The organism is Micromonospora reichwaldensis (assembly GCF_031845925.1).
In the GTDB taxonomy this organism is placed as follows: domain Bacteria; phylum Actinomycetota; class Actinomycetes; order Mycobacteriales; family Micromonosporaceae; genus Micromonospora; species Micromonospora reichwaldensis.
Genome location: NZ_JAVRFL010000016.1, coordinates 134,443 through 159,436, shown reverse-complemented (window position 1 = coordinate 159,436; position 24,994 = coordinate 134,443). Strand labels below are relative to the sequence as shown.

28 protein-coding genes and 1 tRNA gene are annotated in these 24,994 nt (G+C 74.2%); 9 read left to right on the top strand and 20 right to left on the bottom strand.

Annotated features, from left to right (window positions below):
- Nucleotides 1-119: 119 nt before the first annotated feature.
- Genes RM555_RS15975 through RM555_RS15960 form a run of 4 tightly spaced genes read right to left on the bottom strand, consistent with a single transcriptional unit; the run spans nt 120 to nt 2,767 of the window.
- Nucleotides 120-887, bottom strand: coding sequence for an energy-coupling factor ABC transporter ATP-binding protein (locus RM555_RS15975; RefSeq protein WP_311412474.1), 768 nt, complete (start codon nt 885-887; stop codon nt 120-122).
- Complete coding sequence (gene cbiQ, locus RM555_RS15970) at nt 884-1,654, bottom strand: cobalt ECF transporter T component CbiQ (protein WP_311412473.1); 771 nt, start codon at nt 1,652-1,654, stop codon at nt 884-886. The genes RM555_RS15975 and cbiQ overlap by 4 nt, the downstream gene beginning before the upstream one ends.
- A gap of 7 nt (nt 1,655-1,661) precedes the next feature.
- The gene (locus tag RM555_RS15965) at nt 1,662-2,054 is read right to left on the bottom strand and encodes a PDGLE domain-containing protein (protein WP_151456737.1); all 393 of its coding nucleotides are present in this window, start codon (nt 2,052-2,054) and stop codon (nt 1,662-1,664) included.
- A complete protein-coding gene (locus RM555_RS15960; RefSeq protein ID WP_311412472.1) occupies nt 2,051-2,767 on the bottom strand; it encodes an energy-coupling factor ABC transporter permease in 717 nt (238 codons plus the stop codon). Before RM555_RS15960 ends, RM555_RS15965 begins: the two co-directional genes overlap by 4 nt.
- A gap of 244 nt (nt 2,768-3,011) precedes the next feature.
- Between RM555_RS15960 and bcp the strand changes: the two genes are divergently transcribed.
- The 3 genes from bcp to RM555_RS15945 all read left to right on the top strand — a co-directional run bounded on the left by bcp (nt 3,012) and on the right by RM555_RS15945 (nt 4,245).
- Nucleotides 3,012-3,488 carry a thioredoxin-dependent thiol peroxidase gene (bcp, locus tag RM555_RS15955; RefSeq protein ID WP_151456739.1) on the top strand — a complete coding sequence of 159 codons (477 nt, stop codon included), beginning with the start codon at nt 3,012-3,014 and terminating at the stop codon, nt 3,486-3,488.
- Between the two features lie 67 nt (nt 3,489-3,555).
- Nucleotides 3,556-3,638 (top strand) — tRNA-Leu (locus RM555_RS15950).
- A gap of 67 nt (nt 3,639-3,705) precedes the next feature.
- Nucleotides 3,706-4,245, top strand: a complete 540-nt coding sequence (locus tag RM555_RS15945; RefSeq protein ID WP_311412471.1) for a GNAT family N-acetyltransferase — start codon at nt 3,706-3,708, stop codon at nt 4,243-4,245.
- 13 nt (nt 4,246-4,258) lie between these two features.
- On the opposite strand, the gene RM555_RS15940 is transcribed toward RM555_RS15945, so the two are convergent.
- From RM555_RS15940 to RM555_RS15920, 5 genes are all read right to left on the bottom strand, one after another.
- On the bottom strand, nt 4,259-5,221 hold the full coding sequence (locus RM555_RS15940) for an expansin EXLX1 family cellulose-binding protein (RefSeq protein ID WP_311412470.1): 963 nt from the start codon (nt 5,219-5,221) through the stop codon (nt 4,259-4,261).
- A 5-nt stretch (nt 5,222-5,226) separates the two neighbouring features.
- The gene (locus tag RM555_RS15935) at nt 5,227-6,045 is read right to left on the bottom strand and encodes an MOSC domain-containing protein (RefSeq protein ID WP_311412469.1); all 819 of its coding nucleotides are present in this window, start codon (nt 6,043-6,045) and stop codon (nt 5,227-5,229) included.
- 98 nt (nt 6,046-6,143) lie between these two features.
- A complete protein-coding gene (locus tag RM555_RS15930; RefSeq protein ID WP_311412468.1) occupies nt 6,144-6,602 on the bottom strand; it encodes a hypothetical protein in 459 nt (152 codons plus the stop codon).
- A gap of 70 nt (nt 6,603-6,672) precedes the next feature.
- Nucleotides 6,673-7,506: a class I SAM-dependent methyltransferase gene (locus tag RM555_RS15925; RefSeq protein ID WP_311412467.1), complete on the bottom strand. Its 834-nt coding sequence runs from the start codon at nt 7,504-7,506 to the stop codon at nt 6,673-6,675.
- A gap of 136 nt (nt 7,507-7,642) precedes the next feature.
- Nucleotides 7,643-7,891: a hypothetical protein gene (locus RM555_RS15920; RefSeq protein ID WP_311412466.1), complete on the bottom strand. Its 249-nt coding sequence runs from the start codon at nt 7,889-7,891 to the stop codon at nt 7,643-7,645.
- Between the two features lie 187 nt (nt 7,892-8,078).
- On the opposite strand from RM555_RS15920, the gene RM555_RS15915 reads away from it, so the two are divergent.
- The 6 genes from RM555_RS15915 (at nt 8,079) to hutH (ending at nt 16,211) form a co-directional block, all read left to right on the top strand.
- On the top strand, nt 8,079-8,930 hold the full coding sequence (locus RM555_RS15915; RefSeq protein ID WP_311412465.1) for a MurR/RpiR family transcriptional regulator: 852 nt from the start codon (nt 8,079-8,081) through the stop codon (nt 8,928-8,930).
- Between the two features lie 17 nt (nt 8,931-8,947).
- Nucleotides 8,948-10,597 carry a urocanate hydratase gene (hutU, locus tag RM555_RS15910; RefSeq protein WP_311412464.1) on the top strand — a complete coding sequence of 550 codons (1,650 nt, stop codon included), beginning with the start codon at nt 8,948-8,950 and terminating at the stop codon, nt 10,595-10,597.
- Nucleotides 10,598-10,608: 11 nt separating this feature from the next.
- The gene (locus RM555_RS15905; protein ID WP_311412481.1) at nt 10,609-11,829 is read left to right on the top strand and encodes an allantoate amidohydrolase; all 1,221 of its coding nucleotides are present in this window, start codon (nt 10,609-10,611) and stop codon (nt 11,827-11,829) included.
- A 292-nt stretch (nt 11,830-12,121) separates the two neighbouring features.
- Nucleotides 12,122-13,480, top strand: a complete 1,359-nt coding sequence (locus RM555_RS15900; protein ID WP_311412463.1) for a formimidoylglutamate deiminase — start codon at nt 12,122-12,124, stop codon at nt 13,478-13,480.
- On the top strand, nt 13,477-14,679 hold the full coding sequence (gene hutI, locus RM555_RS15895) for an imidazolonepropionase (RefSeq protein WP_311412462.1): 1,203 nt from the start codon (nt 13,477-13,479) through the stop codon (nt 14,677-14,679). Before RM555_RS15900 ends, hutI begins: the two co-directional genes overlap by 4 nt.
- Complete coding sequence (gene hutH / locus RM555_RS15890) at nt 14,676-16,211, top strand: histidine ammonia-lyase (protein WP_311412461.1); 1,536 nt, start codon at nt 14,676-14,678, stop codon at nt 16,209-16,211. Before hutI ends, hutH begins: the two co-directional genes overlap by 4 nt.
- Before the next feature lie 51 nt (nt 16,212-16,262).
- Here hutH and RM555_RS15885 read toward each other — a convergent pair whose 3' ends face one another.
- From RM555_RS15885 to RM555_RS15835, 11 genes are all read right to left on the bottom strand, one after another.
- Complete coding sequence (locus tag RM555_RS15885) at nt 16,263-17,177, bottom strand: AEC family transporter (RefSeq protein WP_311412460.1); 915 nt, start codon at nt 17,175-17,177, stop codon at nt 16,263-16,265.
- A gap of 22 nt (nt 17,178-17,199) precedes the next feature.
- Complete coding sequence (gene rdgB, locus RM555_RS15880; protein ID WP_311412459.1) at nt 17,200-17,817, bottom strand: RdgB/HAM1 family non-canonical purine NTP pyrophosphatase; 618 nt, start codon at nt 17,815-17,817, stop codon at nt 17,200-17,202.
- Nucleotides 17,814-18,542, bottom strand: a complete 729-nt coding sequence (rph, locus tag RM555_RS15875) for a ribonuclease PH (protein WP_311412458.1) — start codon at nt 18,540-18,542, stop codon at nt 17,814-17,816. Before rph ends, rdgB begins: the two co-directional genes overlap by 4 nt.
- Before the next feature lie 78 nt (nt 18,543-18,620).
- Nucleotides 18,621-19,373, bottom strand: coding sequence for a hypothetical protein (locus RM555_RS15870; RefSeq protein WP_311412457.1), 753 nt, complete (start codon nt 19,371-19,373; stop codon nt 18,621-18,623).
- Nucleotides 19,374-19,451: 78 nt separating this feature from the next.
- Complete coding sequence (locus RM555_RS15865) at nt 19,452-20,198, bottom strand: MBL fold metallo-hydrolase (protein WP_132233858.1); 747 nt, start codon at nt 20,196-20,198, stop codon at nt 19,452-19,454.
- Between the two features lie 287 nt (nt 20,199-20,485).
- Complete coding sequence (locus RM555_RS15860; protein ID WP_132233856.1) at nt 20,486-21,451, bottom strand: PLP-dependent cysteine synthase family protein; 966 nt, start codon at nt 21,449-21,451, stop codon at nt 20,486-20,488.
- 14 nt (nt 21,452-21,465) lie between these two features.
- Nucleotides 21,466-21,819: a MoaD family protein gene (locus RM555_RS15855; protein WP_311412456.1), complete on the bottom strand. Its 354-nt coding sequence runs from the start codon at nt 21,817-21,819 to the stop codon at nt 21,466-21,468.
- Nucleotides 21,820-21,892: 73 nt separating this feature from the next.
- Complete coding sequence (locus RM555_RS15850; RefSeq protein WP_311412455.1) at nt 21,893-22,381, bottom strand: M67 family metallopeptidase; 489 nt, start codon at nt 22,379-22,381, stop codon at nt 21,893-21,895.
- Between the two features lie 53 nt (nt 22,382-22,434).
- On the bottom strand, nt 22,435-22,929 hold the full coding sequence (locus RM555_RS15845) for a DUF2017 domain-containing protein (protein ID WP_192581321.1): 495 nt from the start codon (nt 22,927-22,929) through the stop codon (nt 22,435-22,437).
- Nucleotides 22,930-22,931: 2 nt separating this feature from the next.
- Nucleotides 22,932-23,222: an ATP-dependent Clp protease adapter ClpS gene (gene clpS / locus RM555_RS15840; RefSeq protein ID WP_089001780.1), complete on the bottom strand. Its 291-nt coding sequence runs from the start codon at nt 23,220-23,222 to the stop codon at nt 22,932-22,934.
- 145 nt (nt 23,223-23,367) lie between these two features.
- Complete coding sequence (locus RM555_RS15835; protein ID WP_311412454.1) at nt 23,368-24,906, bottom strand: hypothetical protein; 1,539 nt, start codon at nt 24,904-24,906, stop codon at nt 23,368-23,370.
- Between the last annotated feature and the right edge of the window lie 88 nt (nt 24,907-24,994).

The following is a 24,994-nucleotide window of genomic DNA, read 5'->3' as shown; positions in this document are numbered from 1 at the left end:
CCCCACCCCCACCTCGCGCGTCGATCATGGAGTTGTGGTGGGGGACGAACCGGAGCAGAAGAGGTCTGATCGGGCGCCATGAGTGCATGATCGACGCCTCGGGGTGGGGCGCGGGGGCGTCAGTGGGGGGTGCGGGTGGGGGTGAAGCCCCGGGGGAGTTCGAGGCGGTGGCGGGCGAGGCGGTCGGCGTCCGCCAGGAGGTCGGCCGTGGGAGCGTCGGCGACGATGCGGCCGGCGTCCAGGATGACCGAGCGGTCGCAGAGTTCCAGGGCGTACGGCAGGTCGTGGGTGACCATCAGCAGCGTCACCGGCAGGGCGCGCAGGATCCCGGCCAGCTCGCGGCGGGCCGCCGGGTCGAGGTTGGACGACGGTTCGTCGAGGACGAGGATCTCCGGGTGCATGGCGAGCACGGTGGCCACCGCCACGCGGCGCCGCTGCCCGAAGGAGAGGTGGTGCGGCGCGCGGTCCCGGTGCTCGCCCATCCCCACCGCGGCGAGGGCCTCGTCCACCCGGGCGGACAGCTCCGCCCCGCGCAGGCCCAGGTTGGCCGGCCCGAACGCCACGTCCTCGGCCACCGTGGGCAGGAAGAGCTGGTCGTCCGGGTCCTGGAAGACGATGCCCACCCGGCGGCGTACCTCGGCGAGCGTGGCCCGGTCCTGGCTGACGGTCAGCCCGCCGACGCTCACGCTCCCCTCAGCCGGGGTGAGGATGCCGTTGAGGTGCAGCACCAGCGTGGTCTTCCCGGCGCCGTTGGGGCCGAGCAGCGCCACCCGGTCGCCGCGCGGCACGGTCAGGTCCACTCCGTGCAGGGCGACGTGCCCGTCCGGGTACGCGTAGCGGACACCACGAACGTCCAGGGAGAGGGCGGTCTGCACGGCACCGATCATGTCAGCACGACGGCCGTGGCGGCGATGCCGGCCGCCAGGACCGGCACGGTGGCCGCGACCAGCCACTGGCCGGCGGTCGCCGCGCCCGCGCCCTGCCACACCGCCGGCATCCGCCCGGTGTAGCCGCGCGACAGCATCGCCAGGTAGACCCGCTCGCCGCGTTCGAACGCCCGCAGGAAGAGCGCGCCGACGCCGGTCGCGAAGCCGCGCAACTGCCACAGGAAGCGCGGGTCGTCGCCCCGGGACATCCGCGCCACCCGCATCCGGCGGGCCTCGCCGACCAGCACGTCCAGGTAGCGCAGCATGAACGTGGCGATCTGGGTGAGGATCTGCGGGCAGCGCAGCCGGTCCAGGCCGACGATCAGGTCCCGGGTCGTGGTCGTCGCGGCGAGCAGCAGCGAGGCGAGCACGCCGAGGGTGCCCTTGGCGACGATGTTCCACGCCCCGAGCAGCCCGTCGGACGACAGGCTCAGGCCGAACACGTCGACCCGCTCACCGGCGCCGAGGAACGGCAGCGCCACCGCGAACAGCACGAACGGCAGCTCGATCAGCGACCGGCGCAGCAGCCAGCCGGGCCCGACCCGGGCCAGCGCCGCCACCACCGCGACCAGCAGGGCGTACGCGCCGAAGGCCCAGAACGCCTCGCGCGGGGTGCCGACCACGGCGAGGGTGAACGCCACCATCGCCGCGATCTTGACCTCGGGCGGGAGCCGGTGCACCGGTGACGCGGCGTCCCGGTACAGCACGTGCGCGTGCCCGGCGCCCATCCGGCCGCTACTCCCGACCCGACGCCCCGACGGGGGTGCGGGCGCCCCCGGCCGCGTCCTCGTCCCGGGGGCCGCGGCGGCGGACCAGCCAGAACGCCCCGCCGGCCACCGCGAAGGTGAGCAGCACGCCGAGGACGCCGGACAGGCCGGTGGAGAGGAACTCGTTGTCGATCCCCGCGACCCCGTAGTCGGCCAGCGGCCCGCCGACCTCGTGTTCGCGCTCCCGCTGGGCGGGGCAGTTGCCGCCGGTGATGTTGTCGTCGGCGTCGAAGGTGCAGCCCTCGCGCAGCGACGAGTCCAGCCCGTCGGGGTGGGACGAGGCGAAGTTGCTGACCACCCCGGCGAGGAGCAGGGCCACCAGCAGCCCGCCGACGACGAATCCCCAGGAACGCTTCCTCACCGGGCACCTCCGACGACGGGGACGGCGGGCGTGGACGCCGCACGCAGCCCGCGCAGCGCGTAGACGAGATCGGGCCGTACCTTCGCGACGGTGACCACCGTGGTCGCGGTGATCAGGCCCTCGCCGATGCCGATCAGCAGGTGCACGCCGGCCATCGTGCCGGCCAGACCGCCCAGGTTGCCGCCGAGGTCGGTGGTGCCGCCGAGCTGGTACTGGAGCACGAAGCCCATCGACGCGACCACCACGCTGACCAGTGCGGAGACGAAGGCGGTCACGCCCAGGCCGGCCGGGGTGCGCGGCAGCACCCGCAGCAGCAGCGCGATCAGCAGGTACGCCGCGGCGGTGCCGAGCACGGCCATGTTGGTGATGTTGAGCCCGAGCATGGCCACGCCGCCGTCGCCGAAGACGAGCGCCTGCACGACCAGCACCACGGCCACGCAGAGCGCGCCGACCCACGGGCCGACCAGCATCGCGGCGAGCGCCCCGCCGAGCAGGTGACCGCTGACGCCGGCCGTGAAGATCGGGAAGTTGAGCATCTGCACGGCGAAGATGAAGGCCGCGACGAGCCCGGCCATCGGGGCCAGCCGGTCGTCCAGGTCACGCCTGCCGCGCAGGACGCAGAACGTCGTCGCGAGCAGCGCCACCGCCGCGAACACCGCCGCGACGGGACCGTCGATGATCCCGTTCGAGATGTGCATCGCCAGGTTCTCCACGCGGCCTCCCACGCGTCGCCCGGCCAGGCCCGGCCGTTGACGTCAGCCTATTTCCCAGGCTTGGCAGTTGCCAAGAGTTGGCAACTGGCGTACGCCCGAGTGCGCGTCCGCCGCCGACCCGGCGTGCCGGCCGGGGCGGCGTTCCGGTCGGGTCGGCGCGCCGCTCGGGAGCGGCCGGGACGCGTTCCGGTCGGGGTCGGCGTGCCGTCCGGGGACAGCCGGGGCCGGCGGTAGGGTCGGGGCCATGACCGCGCCCGACCGCCTCTCCCCCGGTGACCCCGCGCCCGAGTTCAGTCTCCCCACCGACACCGGCGAGACGCTCTCGCTGACCGACCTGCGCGGCCGCAAGGTCGTGCTCTACGCCTACCCGGCGGCCATGACGCCCGGCTGCACCAAGCAGGCCTGCGACTTCCGCGACTCGCTCGCCTCGCTCCAGGCCGCCGGCTACGAGGTCGTCGGGATCTCGCCCGACAAGCCGGAGAAGCTGGCGAAGTTCCGCGAGCGCGACGCCATCACCTTCCCGCTGGTCGCCGACACCGACAGGTCCGTGCTGACCGCCTACGGCGCGTACGGCGAGAAGCAGTCGTACGGCAGGACGGTGACCGGCGTGATCCGCTCGACCTTCGTCATCGACGCGGACGGCAAGATCGAGCGCGCGCTCTACAACGTGAAGGCCACCGGCCACGTCGCCAAGCTGCGCCGGGATCTCGGGCTGGACTGAGGTCGCCGCCCGCGCCGGGACCGAGCACACCACCGGCTCGGCGCGACACTCTAGACTCAGCGGGTCGGCGGGAGTGGCGTAACGGCAGCCGCGGTAGGTTTAGGTCCTATTGTCCGAAAGGACGTGGGGGTTCGAGTCCCCCCTCCCGCACCGAGCGCCCTGTCGCGCGCGTCACGATCGCGGGTCGGCGCGGGGCCCGCGCGGTCAGGATTACCGGGTGAGCCTGCGCTTCGTCCTCGATCCCGAGCTGACCCCCGAGTTGCGGGAACGGATCGTCGCCCTCTGGGTCGACGTCACCAACGCCGGCGGGGCGGTCGGCTTCGTGCCGCCGGTCACCGTCGCCGACGTCCGGCACACGGCGGACCCCACCTTCGCCGGCATCGCCGAAGGCCCGGACCGCCTCCTCGTGGGATATTCGGGCGAGCGGCCCGTCGCCGCGCTGATCTTCTGCGACAACCGGTTCGACCTGAAGGCGCACTGGTGTGTGCTGAAGCGGGTGATGGTCCACCCGGACACCCAGGGCAACGGGTACGGCGCCGCGCTGATGCGCGAGGCCGAGCGCCTCGGCCGTGGGATGGGATGGGAGGCGCTGCACGTGACCGTCCGGGACGGGCTGGGGCTCGACCGGTTCTACCGCGGGCTCGGTTACCGGGAGATCGGGCGGCTGCCCGGCGCGCTGCGGGTCGCCCCCGGCGACGACCGAGACGAGATCCTCATGTGGCTGGACCTGACCGCCCCGCCGGCAGCCAAGGGCTGAGCCGAGCCCGGCCTCAGCCCCCGCAGGCGCGCGGCGACGTGGACGTGAGCGCGGAAGGCTCGACCGCCGCGTCCACCACCGGCCGGCCGGAGGACCGCACCGCCGACGGGGTCGCCGGGGCCGTGCCGGTCGGATCGGGCCGGGCCGAGGGTGACCGCGTGGGCGACGGTGGGCGGGTCGCGGCGGCGCCGCCCCGGCCGTACATCCGGACCGTGCCGCGTTGGACCTGCCCCGGCACCATCCGGACGCCGGTGGCGGTGACCCGGTGACCCCGGGTGTCGGTGACCCGGATCTCGTACGGGCCGGGCCCGGCGCCGGACGGGACGAGCCAGTAGTTGTAGTCCTCCCGGGCCGCCGAGCGCCAGTCACCGCCGCCAGCCGGCCGTACCTCGACGGCGCGCAGCGGGTTGCCGTGGCCGGCGACCAGGACGGCGAACCACCACCGCGACGAGCCCTCCTTCATCCGGAAGGTGAGCGGGCCGGTCAGCGCCGGGTCGGCCACCGCGCGGTAGCTGACCCGCACGACCCCCTCCGCGGGATTGGCGATCCGGGCGAACGCCTCCCGGGAGAGGTCGAGGTGCCCGTCGGCGCACTCCGGGCACTGGTCCATGACGAGGACGCGCACGGTGCCCTGCGGGCCGGTCACGTCGAGGTACCCGCCGCAGGCCGCGCCGGCCGCGTACGCGTCGGGGCCCAACGCGACGTAGAGCCGGTTCGCGGGCGCGGCCGGGTAGGAGCAGTTCCCGCCGGCGCCATTCGAGTCGTAGAAGGTGGCCTGTCCCTTGTGGACGACACCGGCGGCGGGCGGCGCGGCGCAGGCGGGGGTGGGCCCGGAGCGCAGGGCCAGGCTGAGACCGAGCACCGCCGCGAGCGCCGCGACACCGCCGACGGCGAGCCGGCGGGGGGCCCGGGAGCGTGGCGCGCGGCGGCGTCCGGGGGTGCGCACGTCTGCCGTGGGAGCGGTACCGTCGGTCACACCGGTCAGTCTTCCACCACCAGCTCGTCGCCGAGCGCGACGCTGCCCGTGGCCGCGGGGACGAGGTGGAGTCCGAAGAGGAGCTTCTGCCGGACCTTCCGGTGCCGGGCGAGGGTGCGCAGCGGTTCCTTTCCGCGTACGCCCGTCTCCTGGTCGGTGGTGGTGACCACGCAGCGGTCGCACGGCCCGGCGGCGCGGAAGCGGGCGGCGCCGATGCGCAGCCGGCGGCCGACCCAGTCGTCCTCGGCCCAGGCCGGCGCGCCCTCCACCACCAGGTTGGGGCGGAACCGCGCCATCGGCACGGGCTCCTCGTCGGCCTCGGCGAGCCACCCGTTAAGCGCGTCGAGCGAGCCGGCGGTGGCCAGCAGCAGCGGGTAGGCGTCGGCGAAGCTGACCTGCTCACCGGTGTCGTGCTCCCGGTCCCCCGACGGGATGTGCCGGGTCGGTCGGGCGAGCCAGACCAGCCGGACGGCACGGCCCAGGAACGCGCCGATCCAGGCGTCGGCCGCCAGCCCGGCGGCGAGCGCGGGGACGGGAAGCTTGCGGTTGCGGAAGGTCCGCACCGCGACGGGTTCACCGCCGACCGGCTCGGGCACGACCAGGTCGTCGTGCCCCTCGGCGCGCAGCAACAGGCCGCCGTCGTGGGGCGTGGCGTGCAGGCCGACCAGGCGCGTGGTCTCCCGCTGGGTGACGCCGACGCCGTCCGCGTCGACGATCATCCAGCGCCGGTCGCCGGCCAGGCCCCACGGCTCGACGCCCGCGACGTCGTGGTCGAGCCGGCGACAACCCTTGACGGGGTACGTGTGGATGGCGCTCAACCGCATCAGGCAACCCTGTCATGACGATGGATTCCCGACCAGCCAGTTGTCGGACGGCCAGGGACGATCGCGGGCACCCAGCCGGGGTGGGTGCCCGAGAAGGTTCATCGTGCCGTCATGCCCAACCGGAGCGGGTAGTCGTCGGTGTCATACAGCGCATCGACGTGCGACGCCGCAACGGTCATCGCCTCGTCGAAGCCCAGTCCTTCCGACCTTCGCTCGTACAGCACGTGCGAACCCGGCCCGAACCTGCCCAGCTGGTCCTCCAGGTGAGCCTCCACGAAGGACTCGACCCGCGCCTCATCCGCTTCGAACGTCAGCACGAGGCGGACGACGAAGACGTTGGGCAGATCCGCATCCGCCGCCGAGGACGCCTGCAGACAGCTGCGGATGTCCACCGACGATCTCTCGGTCTCCACCTCCGTCGTCAGATAGGGCAGGTGCTCAGCGTTCGCCCCGAAGTCGTACTTGAGCCAGATGTGGCGCCCGTACTCAGCGATCGAAAGCTGGCACCGGTGCACGGCGGCGATGAGCGTCATGGCCAGTCGGTGTTCTGTCACCACGCCAATCTCCGTTCAGTCACGAGGCGCCCACCAACTGCGATCCCCGCCTTGGGCGGCAGCGAGCAGATGTCTACCAGGCGATGCCGATGCCGTCTCCCGGGTACCAGTGGTTGGCGGGGGTCTCCCGGTAGGCGAGGAAGCGCCGGCCGGTGCGCTCGGCGTGCTCGGCGAGGACGTTGGTGGCGGTGACGTTGTCGGTGAGCAGGATCGCGCCCGGGGCCAGCCTGCCCTCGACCGCCTCGAACTCGCGCTTCTCGTGGGCCCGGCTGTGGTCGCTGTCGTGCAGGAAGAGGTCGACCGGCCGGTCCAGCGCGGCGATGGAGGCGATCGAGTCGCCGATCACCAGGTCGACCACCTCGGACCAGGGCGCGGTGCGGGCGAGGTAGCCGGCCTCCGGGTTGATGTCCAGCGAGGTGACCCGGCCGGGCTGCCCGTCGGCGGCGTTGCGCAGCAGCGCGGCGGCGAGCACGCAACTGCCGAGCCCCTTGTCGACGCCGGTCTCGACCACGTGCGTCGGCTTCGTGGCGCGCACGATGGCGTACCAGCCGATGCGGCGGGCGTAGCGGACCTGCCGGTCGGCCAGGCCCCGGCGGGCGGCGCCGGCCGTGGCGGACTCGATGTGCCGGCGCAGCACGTCGTCCGACTCGATCTCGGTGAAGTACGCGCGGACCTGCTTGACGGGCACGTCGCAGACCACGCTGACGAACCAGGCGAGGTGGTGGCGGCTCAGCTTGGTCAGCTCGTACGTGTAGTTGTGGTGCTCGCGCGAGGTGACCAGCCAGCGGGCCGAGGTGCGCAGCACCTTGGCGTCGTGGCGGACGACGCGGGCCAGGCGCTTGGGGAAGGCCGCGACGGGGGCGAGGGGGGTGCGGGCGATGGCCCGCCGGAGCTTCGTTGCGTCCACGCAAGGGTTCTACCAGCCGCAGGCGGTCAGGTGTAGTGCAGAGCGCACCCCGCGCACAAGTTGGTTGGCAGGTGGCGCGCCGAGCGGGAGCACCTCGGCCAGAGGGGCTCCCGCTGGGCGCAGTCTGTAGCAGTAGTCACCTCAGAGGAGTGCGGATCTCCGACCGAAGTTCAGCCAGGCCGTCGTCGCCGCCCTTCGCCTCGGCCCAGGCAATGATCTTCGATACGTCCGGCAGAAGCAGCCCGAACTCGTGTCGTGCCGCAATTCCCGCCGCGATGTAACGGCCTTCGCCGTGATCTCTGATGGCGCGGGCCACGTCACCGATGTCACCGCCCTCGTCCACGATCCTGCGGAGGAACGGACGCCACTCGTCCCACACGATCACAACGGTCTCCCGAAGGTAGTTCGCACCGGCTCCTTCTCCTGCACCTTCTGGTCAACGTACAGAAGCTTGGTGAAGCCGTGCTCGCCCGCCATCCTGCCAAGGGCCGCTTCGGCCGGCATCCAGGAGGTCGCGCAGGGCCTGGTGTCGCCGTATTGCTTGTGAAAGTTTTCATGCATAGAGTCGCGGCATGAATGAGGGAGCTGTCGTGGCGCCCACCGAGCGGGTGCTGGACCTGTTCCAGGGGGTCCGGCTCACCCCCACCCAGCGCCGCATCGCGCACTGCCTCGTGCAGCACGCGCCGGCCGCCGCGTACCTCTCGGCGGCCGAGGTCGCCGAGCTCGCGGGGGTCAGCCAGCCGTCGGTCACCCGGTTCGCGGTCGCGCTCGGCCACGACGGCTACCCCGCGCTGCGCCGCCGGCTGCGCGAGCTGTCCGCCGGCGCCCCGGGCGACGCCACCGACGCCGGCAACGAGCTCCAGCAGGCGGTACGCGCCGAGATCGGCAACCTCGACCGCCTCGCCGGGCAGCTCGCCGACCGGGACCGGATCGCCGAGACCGGGAGGCTGCTGGCCGCCAGCCGCCCCCTGCCGGTGCTGGGCCTGCGCGCCGCCGCCCCGCTGGCCGCCTACTTCGCCTACTTCGCCGCCAAGGTGCACCCCGACGTACGCGTGCTCGACGACGGCGGCAGCCTGCTCACCGACCGCCTCGAACAGGCCGCCGAGGCCGGGGCGGGCGCCCTGCTCGCCTTCGTCCTGCCCCGCTATCCCCGGGAGACCCTGGACGCGCTGCGCGAGGCGCGGGCCGCCGGCCTCACCGTGGTGGCCATCACCGACTCGCCGGTCAGCCCGGCCACCGAGCACGCCGACGTGGTGCTGCCCGCCGCCGTCGGCGCGCAGCTCGTCTTCGACCTGCACACCGCGCCGATGGCCCTGGCCATGGTGCTGCTCCAGGCTATCTGCGACGCCACCCCGACCGACACCCAGCGCCGGCTGGAGGCCTTCGAAGCCTCCGCCGCCCGCCGCCAGTTGTTCCTCGGATGACCCGGAGGAGAACCGAGATGACCCAGCCCGTCCGCGCCGCACGCGGCACCGAACGCACCGCCCGTGGGTGGCCCCAGGAGGCCGCGCTGCGGATGCTGATGAACAACCTCGACCCGCAGGTGGCCGAGCGCCCCGACGACCTGGTGGTCTACGGCGGCACCGGGAAGGCGGCGCGGGACTGGCCGTCGTACCACGCGCTGGTGCGCACCCTGACCGACCTGCGCGACGACGAGACCATGCTGGTGCAGTCGGGCCGGCCGGTGGGCGTCATGCGTACCCACGAGTGGGCGCCCCGGGTGCTGCTGGCCAACTCGAACCTGGTGGGCGACTGGGCCACCTGGCCGGAGTTCCGCCGCCTCGAACAGCTCGGCCTGACCATGTACGGGCAGATGACCGCCGGCTCGTGGATCTACATCGGCACCCAGGGCATCCTCCAGGGCACCTACGAGACGTTCGCCGCCGTCGCCGCCAAGAAGTTCGCGGGAACCCTGGCGGGCACGCTGACGCTGACCGCCGGCTGCGGCGGGATGGGCGGGGCACAGCCCCTCGCGGTCACCATGAACGGCGGCGTCTGCCTGATCGTCGACGTGGACCGCAGCCGGCTGGACCGGCGGGTGCACGACCGCTACCTCGACGAGGTCGCCGACACCCTGGACGACGCCGTCGAGCGGGCGCTGGCCGCGAAGCGGGACCGGCGGGCGCTGAGCGTGGGCGTGGTCGGCAACGCGGCCACGGTCTTCCCGGAGCTGCTGCGCCGGGGCGTCGACATCGACATCGTCACCGACCAGACCAGCGCGCACGACCCGCTGTCGTACCTGCCGGAGGGGGTGGAGCCGGCCGACGCCCGGGACTACGCGGCGGCGAAGCCGGCCGAGTTCACCGACCGGGCGCGGGCGTCGATGGCGAAGCACGTCGAGGCGATGGTCGGGTTCCTCGACGCCGGCGCGGAGGTCTTCGACTACGGCAACTCGATCCGGGGCGAGGCGAAGCTCGGCGGCTTCGAGCGGGCCTTCGACTTCCCCGGCTTCGTGCCCGCGTACATCCGGCCGTTGTTCTGCGAGGGCAAGGGTCCGTTCCGGTGGGCGGCGCTCTCCGGTGACCCGGCCGACATCGCGGCCACCGACCGGGCGATCCTGGAGCTGTTCCCGGAGAACGAGTCGCTCGCGCGATGGATCCGGATGGCCGGCGAGCGGGTCGCCTTCCAGGGCCTGCCGGCGCGGATCTGCTGGCTCGGCTACGGCGAGCGGGACAGGGCCGGGGTGCGGTTCAACGAGATGGTCGCCTCCGGCGAGCTCTCCGCGCCCGTGGTGATCGGCCGGGACCACCTGGACTGCGGCAGCGTGGCGAGCCCGTACCGGGAGACCGAGGCGATGGCCGACGGTTCCGACGCCGTGGCCGACTGGCCGCTGCTCAACGCGCTGGTCAACACCGCCAGCGGAGCGTCCTGGGTGTCGATCCACCACGGCGGCGGCGTCGGCATCGGCCGGTCCATCCACGCCGGGCAGGTCTGCGTCGCCGACGGCACGGCGCTGGCCGGGCAGAAGATCGAGCGGGTGCTGACCAACGACCCGGCGATGGGCGTCATCCGGCACGTCGACGCCGGCTACGACGCCGCCCGCGAGGTCGCGCAGGCTACCGGCGTCCGCACCCCCATGGCCGAGGCGTGAGGAAGGGCACCTTGTTAACGGATTTGGTAGAGGAAGGGTCCCTTCCTTACAGGTTCCGGGCGCTGTGGGACGAGATCGCACCGGTCGGGCGTGACGAGGGCAGCGGCGGCTACCTGCGGTACGCGCTGACCGAGCCGGAGCTGCGGCTGCGGGAGTGGTTCCGCGAGCAGGCCGACCGCCGGGGCATGCCGGTCACCGACGACGGCAACGGCAACCTGTTCGCCCGGTGGGGTGACCCGGAGGCCGGCGACGCGGTGCTGACGGGCAGCCACTTCGACTCGGTGCCGCACGGCGGGGCCTACGACGGGCCGCTCGGCATCGTCAGCGCGTTCCTCGCCGTCGACGAGCTGCGCGCGGCCGGCGTCGCGCCGACCCGACCCGTGGTGGTCGGCGCGTTCGTCGAGGAGGAGGGCGCGCGCTTCGGCGTACCGTGCCTGGGGTCGCGGCTGCTCGCCGGGGAGATCGCGGTGGAGCGCGCGGGCGGGTTGCGCGACGCCGGCGGGGTGAGCTTCGCCGAGGCGCTGGGCACCCGGCCGGCGGGCGCCCGGCCCGAGTTGCTCGGCGGCTTCGCCGCCTTCGTCGAGCTGCACGTCGAGCAGGGCCGCGCGATGGTGGACGCCGGCGCGCCGGTCGGGGTGGCGAGCGCGATCTGGCCGCACGGCCGCTGGCGCTTCGAGTTCACCGGCGAGGGCAACCACGCCGGTACGACCCGGATGGCCGACCGCCGCGACCCCATGCTGACGTACGCCTTCACGGTGCTGGCGGCCAACAAGGAGGCGCGGCTGCGCGGCGCCCACGCCACCGTCGGCCGGGTGGCCGTGGAGCCGAACGCCACCAACGCCATCCCGTCGAAGGTGACCGGCTGGCTGGACGCGCGGGCCGCCGAGCCGGAGACGCTGACGGGGCTGGTCGACGCGGTACGTGCGAAGGCCGCCGAGCGGGCCCGCCGCGACGGTACGGAGGTGGCGCTGACGGAGGAGTCGGCCACCCCGCTGGTCTCCTTCGACGGTGGCCTGGCCGAGCGGCTCGCGACCCTGCTCGACGCGCCGGTGCTGCCGACCGGGGCCGGGCACGACGCCGGGGTGCTCGCCGCGCACCTGCCCACGGCGATGCTCTTCGTGCGCAACCCGACGGGGGTGTCGCACTCGCCGGCGGAGTCGGCCAGCGACGCCGACTGCGCGGCCGGGGTCACCGCCCTGGCCCGGGTGCTGGAGGAGCTGACGTGCCGCTGACCGCCCGGCCGTCCACGCGCAGGTCTGCCGCAGTCGCCGGACGCGGCCCCCACCCGACCCGTCCGGCGCACGCTGTCGAGCTGCCCCCACGGTCGGGGCAACGCCCCGGCCCGGCCCACCCCACAGGCACTGTCGAGCTGCCCGCACGGGTGGGGCATCGACCGGGAGGGACTGGTTCGTTGGGCACGGTGGCGGCGCCGACGGTGTGGGGCCGGCGTGGCGCGCGGCGCTCAACCGGGCGCGCGGATGCGGCGGTCCTACAGACGGGGCAGCTCGACAGGGGGCAGACAACATGACCGGGACCCGCTGGCTGGCCGAGTACGCGTGGCTGCCCGACCACGCCGAGCCGACCGCCGACGTGCTGATCGAGACGACCGACGGGCGGATCACCGGGGTGACCCCGCTGACGGCCGGGAGCACGCCACCCGCCGGGGTCGAGGTCATGACCGATGCCGAGCGGCTGCCCGGGCTGACCCTGCCCGGGCTCGCCAACGCCCATTCGCACGCGTTCCACCGGGCGCTGCGCGGGCGCACCCACGGCGGACGCGGCGACTTCTGGACCTGGCGCGACCGGATGTACGCGGTGGCGCAACGGCTGGACCCGGACTCGTACCTGGCCCTGGCCCGGGCGGTCTACGCCGAGATGGCGCTGGCCGGCGTCACCTGCGTCGGGGAGTTCCACTACGTGCACCACGACCCGGACGGCACCCCGTACGCCGACCCGAACGCGATGGGTGCGGCGCTGGTCGAGGCCGCCGCGCACGCCGGGATCCGGATCACCCTGCTGGACACCTGCTACCTCACCGCCACGGTCGACGGGGAGCCGCTCGCCGGGCCGCAGCGGCGCTTCGGCGACGGCGACGCGCTGCGCTGGGCGGAGCGGGTCGACGCGTTCCGGCCCACCGACGACCACGTCCGGGTGGGTGCGGCGATCCATTCGGTGCGCGCGGTGCCGGCCGGGCAGCTCGCCACCGTGGCCGGGTGGGCGGACCGGCGTGGGGCGCCCCTGCACGTGCACCTCTCCGAGCAGCCGGCGGAGAACGACGCCTGCCGGGCCACGCACGGCTGCACCCCGGCCCGGCTGCTCGCCGACCGGGGGGCGCTCGGCCCGAACACCACGGCCGTGCACGCCACCCACCTGACCGGCGGCGACCTCACGCTGCTCGGGGACGCCGGCACGGGCGTCTGCCTCTGCCCGACCACCGAGCGGGACCTGGCCGACGGGATCGGCCCGGCCCGGCGGATGGCCGACGTCGGCCTGCCGCTCAGCCTGGGCAGCGACAGCCACGCCGTGATCGACCTCTTCGAGGAGGCCCGCGCGGTGGAGCTGGACGAGCGGCTGCGCACCCGCCGGCGCGGCCACTTCGGCCCCGCCGAGCTGCGCGACGCGGCCACCGTGGGCGGTCACGCCGCGCTGGGCTGGCGCGACGCCGGGCGGATCGCCGTGGGGGCACGCGCCGACCTGGTGACCGTACGGCTGGACAGCCCGCGCACGGCCGGCGTACCGCCGGTGGGGGTCTGGTTCGCGGCCGGCGCGGCCGACGTCACGCACGTCGTGGTGGACGGCCGGCCGGTGGTGCGCGACGGCCGGCACCTCACGGTCGACGTGCCGGCCGAACTGACCGCGGCGATCGAGGAGGTGACCGCATGAGCAGTCTGCTGGTCGACGACATCGGCGAGCTGGTGACCAACGAGCCCGGGGGCGAGGGCGGACCGCTTGGCATCCGGCGCGACGTCGCCCTGCTGGTCGAGGACGGGCGGGTGGCCTGGATCGGGCCGTCCCGCGACGCGCCGGCCGCCGACCGACGCCTGGACGCCCAGGGCGCCGCCGTGCTGCCCGGCTTCGTGGACAGCCACGCCCACCTGGTCTTCGCCGGGGACCGGGCCGCCGAGTTCGCCGCCCGGATGGCCGGGCAGCCGTACACCGGTGGCGGCATCCGGACCACGGTCGGCGCCACCCGGGCGGCCGGCGACGACGAGCTGCGGGCCACCGTGCGGCGGCTGCGCGACGAGGCGCTGCGGCAGGGCACCACCACCATGGAGATCAAGAGCGGGTACGGCCTCACCGTCGCCGACGAGGCCCGCTCGCTGCGGATCGCCGCCGAGGTCAGCGAGGAGACCACGTTCCTCGGCGCCCACGTGGTCCCCGCCGAGTACGCCGACCGCCCCGACGACTACGTGGGGCTGGTGTGCGGGCCGATGCTGGCCGCCGCCGCGCCGCACGCGCGCTGGATCGACGTCTTCTGCGAGCGGGGCGCGTTCGACGTGGACCACGCCCGCGCGATCCTCGCCTGCGGGCAGGCCGTCGGGCTGGGCGTGCGGGTGCACGCCAACCAGCTCGGCCCCGGGCCGGGCGTCCAGCTCGGCGTGGAGCTGGGCGCCGCCAGCGTCGACCACTGCACCCACCTGACCGACGCCGACGTCGACGCGCTGGCCTCCGCCCGGTTCGACTGCATGTGCGCCGACGGCCGGCACACCACCACCGTCGCCACCCTGCTGCCCGGCGCCGAGTTCTCCACCCGCTCGCCCTACCCGGACGCCCGCCGGCTGCTCGACGCCGGCGTCACCGTGGCGCTGGCGACGGACTGCAACCCCGGTTCGTCGTACACGTCGTCGATGCCGTTCTGCGTGGCGCTCGCCGTACGCGAGATGCGGATGACCCCGGCGGAGGCCGTCTGGGCCGCGACCGCCGGCGGCGCGCGGGCGCTGCGCCGCGACGACATCGGGCGGCTCGGCGTGGGCGCGCGGGCCGACCTGATCGTCCTCGACGCCCCGTCCCACCTGCACCTGGCCTACCGGCCGGGGGTGCCACTGATCCGCCAGGTTCTGCGCAACGGAGTGCCGCAATGACCGTGACCATCCTGCCCACCGGGATCTCCCCCGCCGACGTGCTCGCCGTGGCGCGCGGTTCCGCCAAGGTCGTCCTCGACCCGGCCACCGTGGACGCCATGACCACCAGCCGGTCCATCGTCGACGGCATCGAGGCCGCAGGCCGCCCGGTCTACGGCGTCTCCACCGGGTTCGGCGCGCTGGCGAACACCTTCGTCGCGCCCGAACGGCGGGCCGAGCTCCAGCACGCGCTGATCCGCTCGCACGCCGCCGGGGTGGGCGCGCCGATGCCGCGCGAGGTGGTCCGGGCCATGATGCTGCTGCGGGTCCGCTCGCTGGCGCTCGGCCGCTCCGGGGTCCGGCCCCTGCTCGCCGAGGCGCTGGTCGACCTGCTCAACCACGACGTGACGCCGTGGGTGCCGGAGCACGGCTCGCTGGGCGCCTCCGGCGACCTGGCGCCGCTGGCGCACTGCGCGCTGGTGCTGCTCGGCGAGGGCTGGGTGCTCGGCCCGGCCGGCGAGCGGCTGCCCGCCGCCGACGCGCTGCGCCGGGCCGGGCTGTCGCCGGTCGGGCTGGCCGCCAAGGAGGGGCTGGCACTGATCAACGGCACCGACGGCATGCTCGGCATGCTGCTGCTGGCGATCCACGACGCCGCGCACCTGTTCACGATGGCCGACGTCACCGCCGCCCTCGCCATCGAGGCGATGCTCGGCTCGGAGCGGCCGTTCCTGCCGGAGCTGCACGCCATCCGGCCGCACCCTGGGCAGTCGGCCTCGGCGGCGAACATCCACCGGCTGCTCCAGGACTCCCGGGTCATGGACTCGCACCGCGACGACCTCGCGCACGCGGTGCAGGACGCGTACTCGATGCGGTGCGCGCCGCAGGTCGCCGGGGCGGCCCGGGACACGCTGGACTTCGTCCGGACGGTGGCCGGGCGGGAGCTGGTCTCGGTGGTGGACAACCCGGTGGTGCTGCCCGACGGCCGCGTCGAGTCGACCGGCAACTTCCACGGCGCGCCGCTCGGCTTCGCCGCGGACTTCCTGGCCATCGCCGCCGCCGAGGTGGGCGCGATCGCCGAGCGCCGGGTGGACCGGCTGCTCGACGTCACCCGGTCCCGGGAGCTGCCGGCGTTCCTCTCCCCCGACGCGGGGGTCAACTCCGGGCTGATGATCGCCCAGTACACGGCGGCCGGGATCGTCGCGGAGAACCGGCGGCTCGCCGCGCCGGCGTCGGTGGACTCACTGCCCACCAGCGGCATGCAGGAGGACCACGTCTCGATGGGCTGGGCGGCGGCCAAGAAGCTGCGCACCGTGCTGGACAACCTGACCAGCCTGCTCGCCGTCGAGCTGCTCGCCGGGGTACGCGGACTCCAGCTGCGCGCCCCGCTCACCCCGTCGCCGGCCGGGCGGGCGGCCGTCGCGGCGCTCGGCGGGATCGCCGGGGAGCCCGGGCCGGACGTCTTCCTGGCCCCGCTGATGGAGGCCGCCCGGGCCGTGCTGGCCGGGCCCGAGCTGCGCGCCGCCATCGAGCGCGAGATCGGCCCCCTCGACTGACGGCCGCCCCGGGCCGCCGTGGCGCCACGGCGGCCCGGGCGCCCGCGGGTGTCAGCCCGCCAGCACCGCCACCCCGTTCAGCACGGGTACGGCGGCCACCGTCGACAGCAGGATCGAGTCGCGCGCCAGGACCGTGCCCCGGCCGTAGCGGATCGCGTAGACGAAGACGTTCTGCGCCGTCGGCAGCGCGGCGGTGACCGTGCAGGCCAGCACGAGGCCGGGCGGCAGCCCCATCGCGAAGCGGGCGACGAGGTAGGCGACGGCCGGCTGGACCACCGTCTTGAGGACGACCGCGAGCCGGACGTCGCGTCCGGTGTCGCCGGAGCCGGGCCGCGGCGCGCCGTGCAGGGAGAGGCCGTACGCGATCAGCGTGGCGGGCACCGCCATCGCGGCGACGAGCTCGATCGGCCGCAGGACCGGCTCCGGCGGCAGCCAGCCGGTCAGGCTGGCCGCGACGCCCAGCGCGCACGCGATGGTGACCGGGTTGGTGAGCGGCTGGAGCACCACCGTGCCGAGCGACGGCCTGCTTCCCGCCGTGGCCGCCTCGAGGAAGGCGAACGCGACGGGCGTCATGACGACCAGTTGGAACATCAGCACGGGCGCGACGAACGAGGCGTCCCCGAGGACGTAGACCGCGACGGGGATGCCGATGTTCGCCGCGTTGACGTACGACGAGGCCAGCGCGCCGATCGTCGCGTCCGCGACGGAGCGGCGCCAGCAGAGCCGCGCGACGGCGACGAACACCGACGCCACGGCGGTGGTGCTCGCCACCGTGACGACGAGGGCGGACGAGACGACCGCGGGCACGTCCGCCCGGGCCACCGTCTCGAACAGCAGCGCCGGGGTCGCGACGAAGAACGCGACGCGGGAGAGGACGGTGGCCGCGTCCGGTCCCAGTACCCCACCTCGGCCGAGGGCGTAGCCGACGGCGATGACGGTGACGATGACGGCGAACCCCGTCAGCACCCCTCCCACCGGGGCGGGTCCGTCAGCTTGCGGGCGGCAGCACCTTGGCGACCAGCTTGGCCAGCTCCCGCAGCGCCTTGCCCCGGTGGCTGACCGCGTCCTTCTCCTGCGGCGTCAGCTCGGCGTTGGTGCGGTCCTGGCCGTCGCCGAGGAAGATCGGGTCGTAGCCGAACCCGCCGTCACCGCGCGGCGACCGGAGCAGCCGGCCGCTCTGCCGGCCGTCGACCAGGTGCTCCTTGCCGCCGGGCAGCACCAGGGCCACCGTGCAGACGAACGACGCGGCCCGATTCTCGTCGGGCAGGTCCGCGATCTGGTCCAGCACGAGCTGGAGGTTGGCCTGGTCGTTGCCGTGCCGGCCGGCCCAGCGGGCGCTGAACACCCCCGGCATGCCGTTGAGGGCCTCGACGGCAATCCCGGAGTCGTCGGCGATGGTCGGCAGGCCGGTGCGCCGGCAGCCCTCCCGCGCCTTGATCAGCGCGTTCTCGCCGAAGGTCAGGCCGGTCTCGGGCAGCTCCGGGTACTCCTCGACGTCGTCGAGCCCGATCAGGGCGACGCGGTGCGCGCCGAGTGCGCCGTCGAGGATCCGCTGGAGCTCGACGAGCTTCTTGCGGTTACGGGTGGCGAGCAGCACCTTGTTCATGAGTTAAACGCCTTCCGCTGGGCTTCGGCCAGTTCCACGCAGCCGGCGACGGCCAGGTCGAGCAGGGCGTCGAGCTGCTCGCGGGCGAACACGCCCGCCTCGCCGGTGCCCTGCACCTCGACGAACTCGCCGGTGCCGGTGCACACCACGTTCATGTCGACCTCGGCGGCGACGTCCTCGGTGTAGTCGAGGTCCAGCCGGGGCTCGCCGTCGATGATCCCGACGCTGATCGCGGCCACCGAGCGGTGCATCACCTTGTCCGGCTTGCCGGCCAGCGACTTGCGCCCGGCCAGCCAGGTCACCGCGTCGTGCAGCGCCACGTACGCGCCGGTGATCGCGGCGGTGCGGGTGCCGCCGTCGGCCTGGAGCACGTCGCAGTCGAGCACGATCGAGTTCTCGCCGAGGGCCTTCAGGTCGATGGACGCCCGCAGGCTCCGCCCGATCAGCCGGGAGATCTCGTGCGTACGCCCGCCGACGCGGCCCTTCACGCTCTCCCGGTCGGAGCGGGTGTTGGTGGCCCGCGGCAGCATCGCGTACTCGGCGGTGACCCAGCCGAGCCCGGAGCCCTTGCGCCAGCGGGGCACGCCCTCGGTCACGCTGGCGGTGCAGAGCACCCGGGTGCCGCCGAACTCCACGAGCACCGAGCCCTCCGGATGGGTGCTCCAGCCCCGGGTCAACGTCACAGGTCGGAGTTCGTCGGGTCGCCGCCCGTCAGGTCGTGCCATCCCTGCACCCTATGCGGTGCGGCGGTCGTGCCGTTCCGGGGTGCCCCGTCCCGGTCGACGGCGCGTCCGTCGCCCGGATCAGTCGCACTCACGGATGCGGACGTTGAGCACGAGCGGCCGGTCCCAGCCGCTCGGCACCTTGTCCAGGCCCGTCGTCGTCACGGTCGCCCGGCAACCGTTCGCCCGCCACGTCCAGGTGCAGGTGGGGCCGCCGTACTGGAAGCCGTGGGCCACGCACCGCGTCACGTCATCGATCTTGGCGTCCTGTGCTCCGGCGGTGACGAGCCAGTCGTGCACCCGTTCGCCGAGGTCCACCGGGCACCGCCCCTGCGGGCAGGTGAACCGGTACACCTGCGACGACGCGTCGTCGCCCTCGACGAGCCCGTCGGAGGTGAAGCTGTGCGGCCGCCCCCAGTCCGCGAAGATCGCGCGCCGCTCGGCCGTGTCCTGCCGGGGTTCCCACCAACCCAGGTAGCCCGCGATGCCGCCACCGGCGCAGAGCCCTGTCGCGAGCAGCCCGGCGAGCAGCACGAAGAGCACCCGCAGCCCGGTGGACCGGCGCGGCGGTGGCGAGCCGGACCCGGCCGACGGAAGGCCGGCCACCGGCGGGTACGCGACGCGTTGTCCGGGCGCCGGGTGGGGCCCGGCGGCCGACGGCGGGTACGGCCCGGCGGCCGACTGCGGGTGCGGCCCGGCGGCCGACGGCGGGTGGCCTGGCCAGGTCCCGGCCGGGGCCGGCGGGAACAGCGCACCAGGCGGGCCGGGCGGGCCCGTGGGAGAAGTTGGCGGGTGGGGCTGCCAGCCGGCCGACCCGGAGGGGGAGTCGCTCACCGGCGAGATCCTAGGCGGACGACCCGGTTTCCGAGGCCCCGTGCGAGGCACGGAGCGGCCGGACGTCGGACTGCCCGGTCAGATCTCGTAGCTGGCGCCGGGCCGGACGACCTCGAGCGGCCCGTCGAAGGCGGCGCCGGCCGACGCCACGGTGTGCGCCTCGCTGCCCCAGGCGGGCACGAGGTGGGTGAGCAGCAGCCGGCCCACTCCCGCCTTGGTCGCCACCTCGCCGGCTTCCCCGCCGGTCAGGTGCAGGTCCGGCGGGTTCTCCACGCCGTCGAGGTAGCTCGCCTCACAGAGGAACGTGTCGGCGTCCTGGGCCAGCCGCAGCAGCGCGTCGCAGGGCGCGGTGTCCGAGGAGTAGCAGAGCACCCGACCGCCGTGCTCCAGCCGGACGCCGTACGTCTCGACGGGGTGGTTCACCCGGTCGACGGTGACCGCGAACGGGCCGATCGGGAAGGTGCCGGGTTCGAGGGCGTAGAACTGGTAGACGTCCTCGACCGTGCCGTCCTCCTGCCCGTACGCGGCGGCCAACCGGTCCGGTGCGCCAGCGGGGGCGTAGACGGGCAGCGACGGGTAGGGGCCGTCGGGGGCGTAGCGGCGGACCACCACGTACGTCACCGCGTCGAGGATGTGGTCGCAGTGCAGGTGGGTCAGGATGATGGCGTCGGGGGCGTGCAGCCCCGCGTAGCGCTGGAGGTTGGACAGCGACCCGGAGCCGAAGTCGACAAGCAGCCGGAAGCCGTCCGCCTCGACGAGGTAGGCCGAGCAGGGGGACTCGGGACCGGGGAAACTGCCCGCGCAGCCCAGGACGGTCAGTCGCATCGAGTCTTCTCACTGTAACTATGCGTAGTTTCCGCGTCGACGGTCCCGCTGTGGATGATCTCTACCGACGCGTACACCACGCAGGGCAGCCTACGCGCGCCCGCGCGACGACAAGAGTCATCCACAGGAAGTTGTCACCAACGTGACACCCGGCCCGGGCCGCCCGACCGGATCCCGTGACGAGACGGCGTCCGCCGGTAGCGCTGGGTTAGCGGGCCGGCCGCGTCGCGGGGGCCGTGACGGGCGGCCGGGCCACCGACGTGGGTCGGTGGCCCGGCCACTCGACGTCACGCCCAGAGCTGGCCCTCCAGGGCCTCCTCCGCGTCGGCGAGGGTGCCGCCGTACGCCCCGGTGGAGAGGTACTTCCAGCCGCCGTCGCAGACCACGAAGGCCACGTCGGCCCGCTGGCCGGCGCGGACGGCCTCGTGCGCCACCGCCAGGGCGGCGTGCAGGATCGCGCCCGTGGAGAAACCGGCGAAGATGCCCTCCACCTCGACGAGCTGCCGGGTCCGCAGCACCGCGTCGCGGGTGCCGACGGAGAAGCGCCGGGACAGCACCGACGCGTCGTAGAGCTCGGGGACGTAGCCCTCGTCGATGTTGCGCAGCCCGTAGACCAGCTCGCCGTAGCGGGGCTCGGCCGCGACGACCTGGATGCCGTCGACCTTCTCGCGCAGATAGCGCCCGGTGCCCATCAGCGTCCCGGTGGTGCCGAGGCCCGCCACGAAGTGCGTGATCGTGGGCAGGTCGTGCAGCAGCTCCGGGCCGGTGGTCTCGTAGTGTGCCCGGGCGTTCCCCTCGTTGCCGTACTGGTAGAGCATGACCCAGTCGGGGTGCTCGGCCGAGATCTGCTTTGCGGTGGCGACCGCCTGGTTGGAGCCGCCCGCCGCCGGCGAGAAGATGATCTCCGCGCCGTACATCCGGAGCAGCTGCACCCGCTCGGTCGAGACGTTCTCCGGCATCACGCAGACCAGCCGGTAGCCGCGCAGCTTGGCCACCATCGCCAGCGAGATGCCGGTGTTGCCGCTTGTCGGTTCGAGGATCGTGTCGCCCGGCCGGAGCCGGCCGGCCTCCTCGGCCGCCCGGACCATGAACGTGGCCGCCCGGTCCTTGATGCTGCCGGTCGGGTTCCGGTCCTCCAGCTTCGCCCAGAGCCGCACCGGCGGCGCCCCGTCGGGCACCGTCGGTGAGAGCCGGGGCAGCCCGACGAGGGGCGTTCCCCCGCAGGCGTCGAGAAGGCTGTCGTACCGCGCCATGGCGACCGCCCCCGTCAGCGGGTGGCGGCGGCCGACCGCGCGGCGACTGCGGCGCCGTGCTGGGCGATCGCGGCAGCCGCGGCGAAGCCGAACGCGCCACCGGCGACGGCCGGCAGGATGGTCACGCTGTCGCCGTCGTTGAGCTTGGCGTCCAGCGCACCCAGGAAACGGACGTCCTCGTCGTTGACGTAGACGTTGACGAAGCGGTGCAGCGCACCGGCGTCGGTGACCAGCCGGGCCTTCAGGCCGGCGTGCCGGGAGTCCAGGTCGGCGAGCAGGTCGCCCAGCGTGTCGCCGGCGCCCTCGACGACCTTCGCGCCGCCGGTGTAGCTGCGCAGGATGGTGGGGATGCGAACCTCGATGGCCATGGTGTCGTGCTCCTCGATGATGATCGGGCGTGCCGAAGGGTGACGGGACGTGGACGGGTGTGACGGCGCTGGATCAGCGGCCGGAACACTCGTAGTCGACCGTCGCCGGGCTCTGCCCGAACATGTAGGACTGCACGGCGTGCGGGTCCACCCCCGCGTCCACGATCCGGACCGGCTCCTCGGCCACCACGCCGTCGACGATCCGGAAGGAGCGGATCTCCTCCGTGTCGGCGTCGCGGGTGGAGACCAGCAGGTAGTGCGCGCCGGGCTCACCGGCGAACGAGATGTCCGTGCGGGACGGGTAGGCCTCCGTGGCGGTGTGCGAGTGGTAGATGACGACGGGCTCCTCGTCCCGGTCGTCCATCTCGCGCCACACCCGCAGCTGCTCCATCGAGTCGAACTCGTAGAACGTCATGGAACGGGCCGCGTTGTCCATCGGAATGTGCCGGGTGGGGGTGTCGCTGCCGGCGGGACCGGCGACCACGCCGCACGCCTCGTCGGGGTGGTCCCGCCGGGCGTGGGCGACGATCGCGTCGATGATCGACCGGTCGATGCTCAGCACGTGGTCCAGCCTAACGCGTACCTGCCGCGACCTTAAGGTGGTGCCGGTCACGCCTAGTCGATCAAGGCGTTGAGCAGGGATTCCTGGAGGTAGCCGAGGTAGGCGTAGACCGACAGTTGGAACACCCGGCTGGAGGTCGGGTCCTCGGCGACCGCGTCGTCGAGCTCCTCGCCGAGGTCGGTGCCGTCCTTGATCTCCAGCCGGACGCCCATCGCCAGCCGGGCGTCGTTGAGCGCCCGCAGCCACGCCTCGGCCGCCTCCGCGTCGAGACGCACCTCGCCGCCGGCCTCGTCGGGCAGCGACGCGAGGATCGCACCGGCCTGGTCGATCTTGGCGGTCTTGAGGTCGCCCTCGGTGTAGCGGCGGAACTCGGCCGTGCCGGACGGGTCCTCCGGGTAGACCTCGGGGAAGAGCCGGCCCACCACCGGGTCGGTGTGGTCGAAGCCGTCGGTGAGCAGCCCGACCACCTCGGATGCCACCTTCCGCAGCACCCGCACCTCGTCGACGGCGAAGGTGACGACGTAGCGGTCGCCCTGGCGACGGAACATGCTCACGACCGGTCCACCGTCGCCCACAGCCCGTACGCGTGCAGCTGCGACGCGTCGTGCTCCATCCGTTCCCGGGCGCCGCTGGAGACCACGGCGCGGCCCTTGTGGTGCACGTCGAGCATGAGCTGTTCCGCCTTCTCCCGGCTGTAGCCGAAGAGCTTCTGAAAGACCCAGGTCACGTACGTCATGAGGTTGACCGGGTCATCCCACACGATCGTCACCCACGGCCGGTCGGACGCCGGCACCTCATCGGTGTCCGGCGTCTCGACAGGTGCAACCTGCGGAGCCGCCATGCCCCCCATCGTGCCACCGGACTCGGCAAACCGAGGAACCGGAACGCCGGCCCGGCGTGGATCGCCGCGTCCTGCCTGGTCAAGGGCGTCGGCGGCAGCGGGCGGTGGCCGCCCGGTGCCGACGCCGCAGGCGACCGGACCGCCCTCAGGCGAGCAGGATGCCGTGGTCGACAGCATCGGAGAGCACCCCGTCCAGCGAGAGGCGGACCACCTCGAACCGCCGGGACACCTCCCGGCACAGTTCCAGTTCGACCTCCCGCAGCGCGCGCTGGGCCCAGGCCCGGGCGGCGTTGGGATCGTGGTTGCCGGGGCTGCGCCAGTGCTGCCAGCAGCCGCCCGAGAGGGCCACGGCCACCGGCGGGAGCACCTCCTCGCGCGCCACGCCCGGATAGCTCGCCAGCGTGTCGGTCGCGCCGGTCCCGGTCAGCCCCGCCACGCCGCCGGTGCTGGTGACGAGCAGCACGCGGTCCAGCTCGTGCTCGCCCCGGTGCTCCGTCAGGCCCCAGCTCACCGGGACGTCCAGGCGCCGCCGGACGCCCGCCGGCAGCGGCGTGCCGAAGACCCGGCCGGCGATCTCCTCGACGAGCCCGCGCACCGCCTCGTCGCACTGGGCGGTGGCCAGCAGCGACAGCGCCTCCATCTCACGGTCGAGCAGCTGCGGCAGGCCGGCGCAGCCGACCCCGAAGACGATCTCCTGCACCACGCGGAGGTGGATGTTCGCCACCTCCAGGGCCAGGTGCTGGCGGATGCGCCGGGAGGACGACCGGGCCTGCCGGTCGAGCTGCTCCGACCAGCCACCCGGGTCGGCCACCACCGGCACCCGGCCGTGCGATCCCGGCAGCACCGGCGGCTCGGCGCTCGCCCGTCGCAGCCCCTCGTCGGCGGCCCAGCCGACCAGCGCCCGGCGCAGGTCCGCCCCGTCACCCGCGGCGTCGATCGGGAACCAGCGGGCGTCGGCGAGCCCGGGCACGGCGGCCAGCAGGGCCGCCCGGTGCGCCTCGACGGTGACCGCGACCGGGTCCACCGGTGCGGGGGCCGACCCGTCGGACGCCCCCGTGCCCTCCGTCGTGGCCGCGCCCTCCGGCACCGGGGCCCAGCCGCCCGCGCCGGGGGTGACCGCGAAGACGACCCCGACGCCGGCACGGGCCAGGTCGGCGAGCAGGTGGAGCTCGACCGCGGTGAAGGCCTGGTCGGCGGCGATCACGAAGAGCACCGCCCCGGACCGGCCCGCCGCGTCGAGCAGCAGCCGGCCGCCGGCCGCCCCGAGGGCACCCGTGTCCGGCGTGTCGACGAGGCTGAAGTGCCGCAGCAGGGGCTCGGGCAGGCTCAGCTCGACCCGGCGCGGCGGGCGCGCGAGCGCCGGCCCGGCGGCCAGCCGGTCGGCGCCGTAGGAGTGGGGCTGGCGGTAGCCGGGGACGTACGCGGCCCGCGTCGGCACCTGGGAGTGGCGCACCACGAGCCAGCTGCCGGCGGGCACGGCGAGCATGGCGGGATCGAGCTGGAGCAGGCGGGCGAGCACCTCGCGCCGCCCCGCGGCGGCCGGGCCGACGCCGATCACGGCCAGCGGCTCCTCCGGGCGGGGCTCGGTCACCCCCAGCCGGACGGGCAGCCGGTCCCGACGGGGCAGCTCGGCTCCGGCCATGTCGTCGGGGCTGTCGACGGCGGGGAGAGGACCGGGCTTCATCGAAAGCGGCCTCCCGTGGCAGGCGACCGGCAGCGGCCGGCCGCGTGGAATCGTCCGGTGACGGCACCCGGATGCCGGAAGAGTACGG

What these genes read in the sequence shown, in the direction of transcription:
- bcp (WP_151456739.1), top strand. Translation starts at nt 3,012, where the DNA reads ATGACCGCGCCCGACCGCCTCTCCCCCGGTGACCCCGCGCCCGAGTTC.
- RM555_RS15915 (WP_311412465.1), top strand. Translation starts at nt 8,079, where the DNA reads ATGAATGAGGGAGCTGTCGTGGCGCCCACCGAGCGGGTGCTGGACCTG.
- RM555_RS15855 (WP_311412456.1), bottom strand. Translation starts at nt 21,819, where the DNA reads ATGGCCATCGAGGTTCGCATCCCCACCATCCTGCGCAGCTACACCGGC.
- RM555_RS15900 (WP_311412463.1), top strand. Translation starts at nt 12,122, where the DNA reads ATGACCGGGACCCGCTGGCTGGCCGAGTACGCGTGGCTGCCCGACCAC.
- hutH (WP_311412461.1), top strand. Translation starts at nt 14,676, where the DNA reads ATGACCGTGACCATCCTGCCCACCGGGATCTCCCCCGCCGACGTGCTC.
- RM555_RS15865 (WP_132233858.1), bottom strand. Translation starts at nt 20,198, where the DNA reads ATGCGACTGACCGTCCTGGGCTGCGCGGGCAGTTTCCCCGGTCCCGAG.
- rph (WP_311412458.1), bottom strand. Translation starts at nt 18,542, where the DNA reads ATGGCACGACCTGACGGGCGGCGACCCGACGAACTCCGACCTGTGACG.
- RM555_RS15935 (WP_311412469.1), bottom strand. Translation starts at nt 6,045, where the DNA reads ATGCGGTTGAGCGCCATCCACACGTACCCCGTCAAGGGTTGTCGCCGG.
- hutI (WP_311412462.1), top strand. Translation starts at nt 13,477, where the DNA reads ATGAGCAGTCTGCTGGTCGACGACATCGGCGAGCTGGTGACCAACGAG.
- hutU (WP_311412464.1), top strand. Translation starts at nt 8,948, where the DNA reads ATGACCCAGCCCGTCCGCGCCGCACGCGGCACCGAACGCACCGCCCGT.
- clpS (WP_089001780.1), bottom strand. Translation starts at nt 23,222, where the DNA reads ATGGCGGCTCCGCAGGTTGCACCTGTCGAGACGCCGGACACCGATGAG.
- RM555_RS15860 (WP_132233856.1), bottom strand. Translation starts at nt 21,451, where the DNA reads ATGGCGCGGTACGACAGCCTTCTCGACGCCTGCGGGGGAACGCCCCTC.
- RM555_RS15845 (WP_192581321.1), bottom strand. Translation starts at nt 22,929, where the DNA reads ATGTTCCGTCGCCAGGGCGACCGCTACGTCGTCACCTTCGCCGTCGAC.
- RM555_RS15975 (WP_311412474.1), bottom strand. Translation starts at nt 887, where the DNA reads ATGATCGGTGCCGTGCAGACCGCCCTCTCCCTGGACGTTCGTGGTGTC.
- rdgB (WP_311412459.1), bottom strand. Translation starts at nt 17,817, where the DNA reads ATGAACAAGGTGCTGCTCGCCACCCGTAACCGCAAGAAGCTCGTCGAG.
- RM555_RS15835 (WP_311412454.1), bottom strand. Translation starts at nt 24,906, where the DNA reads ATGAAGCCCGGTCCTCTCCCCGCCGTCGACAGCCCCGACGACATGGCC.
- cbiQ (WP_311412473.1), bottom strand. Translation starts at nt 1,654, where the DNA reads ATGGGCGCCGGGCACGCGCACGTGCTGTACCGGGACGCCGCGTCACCG.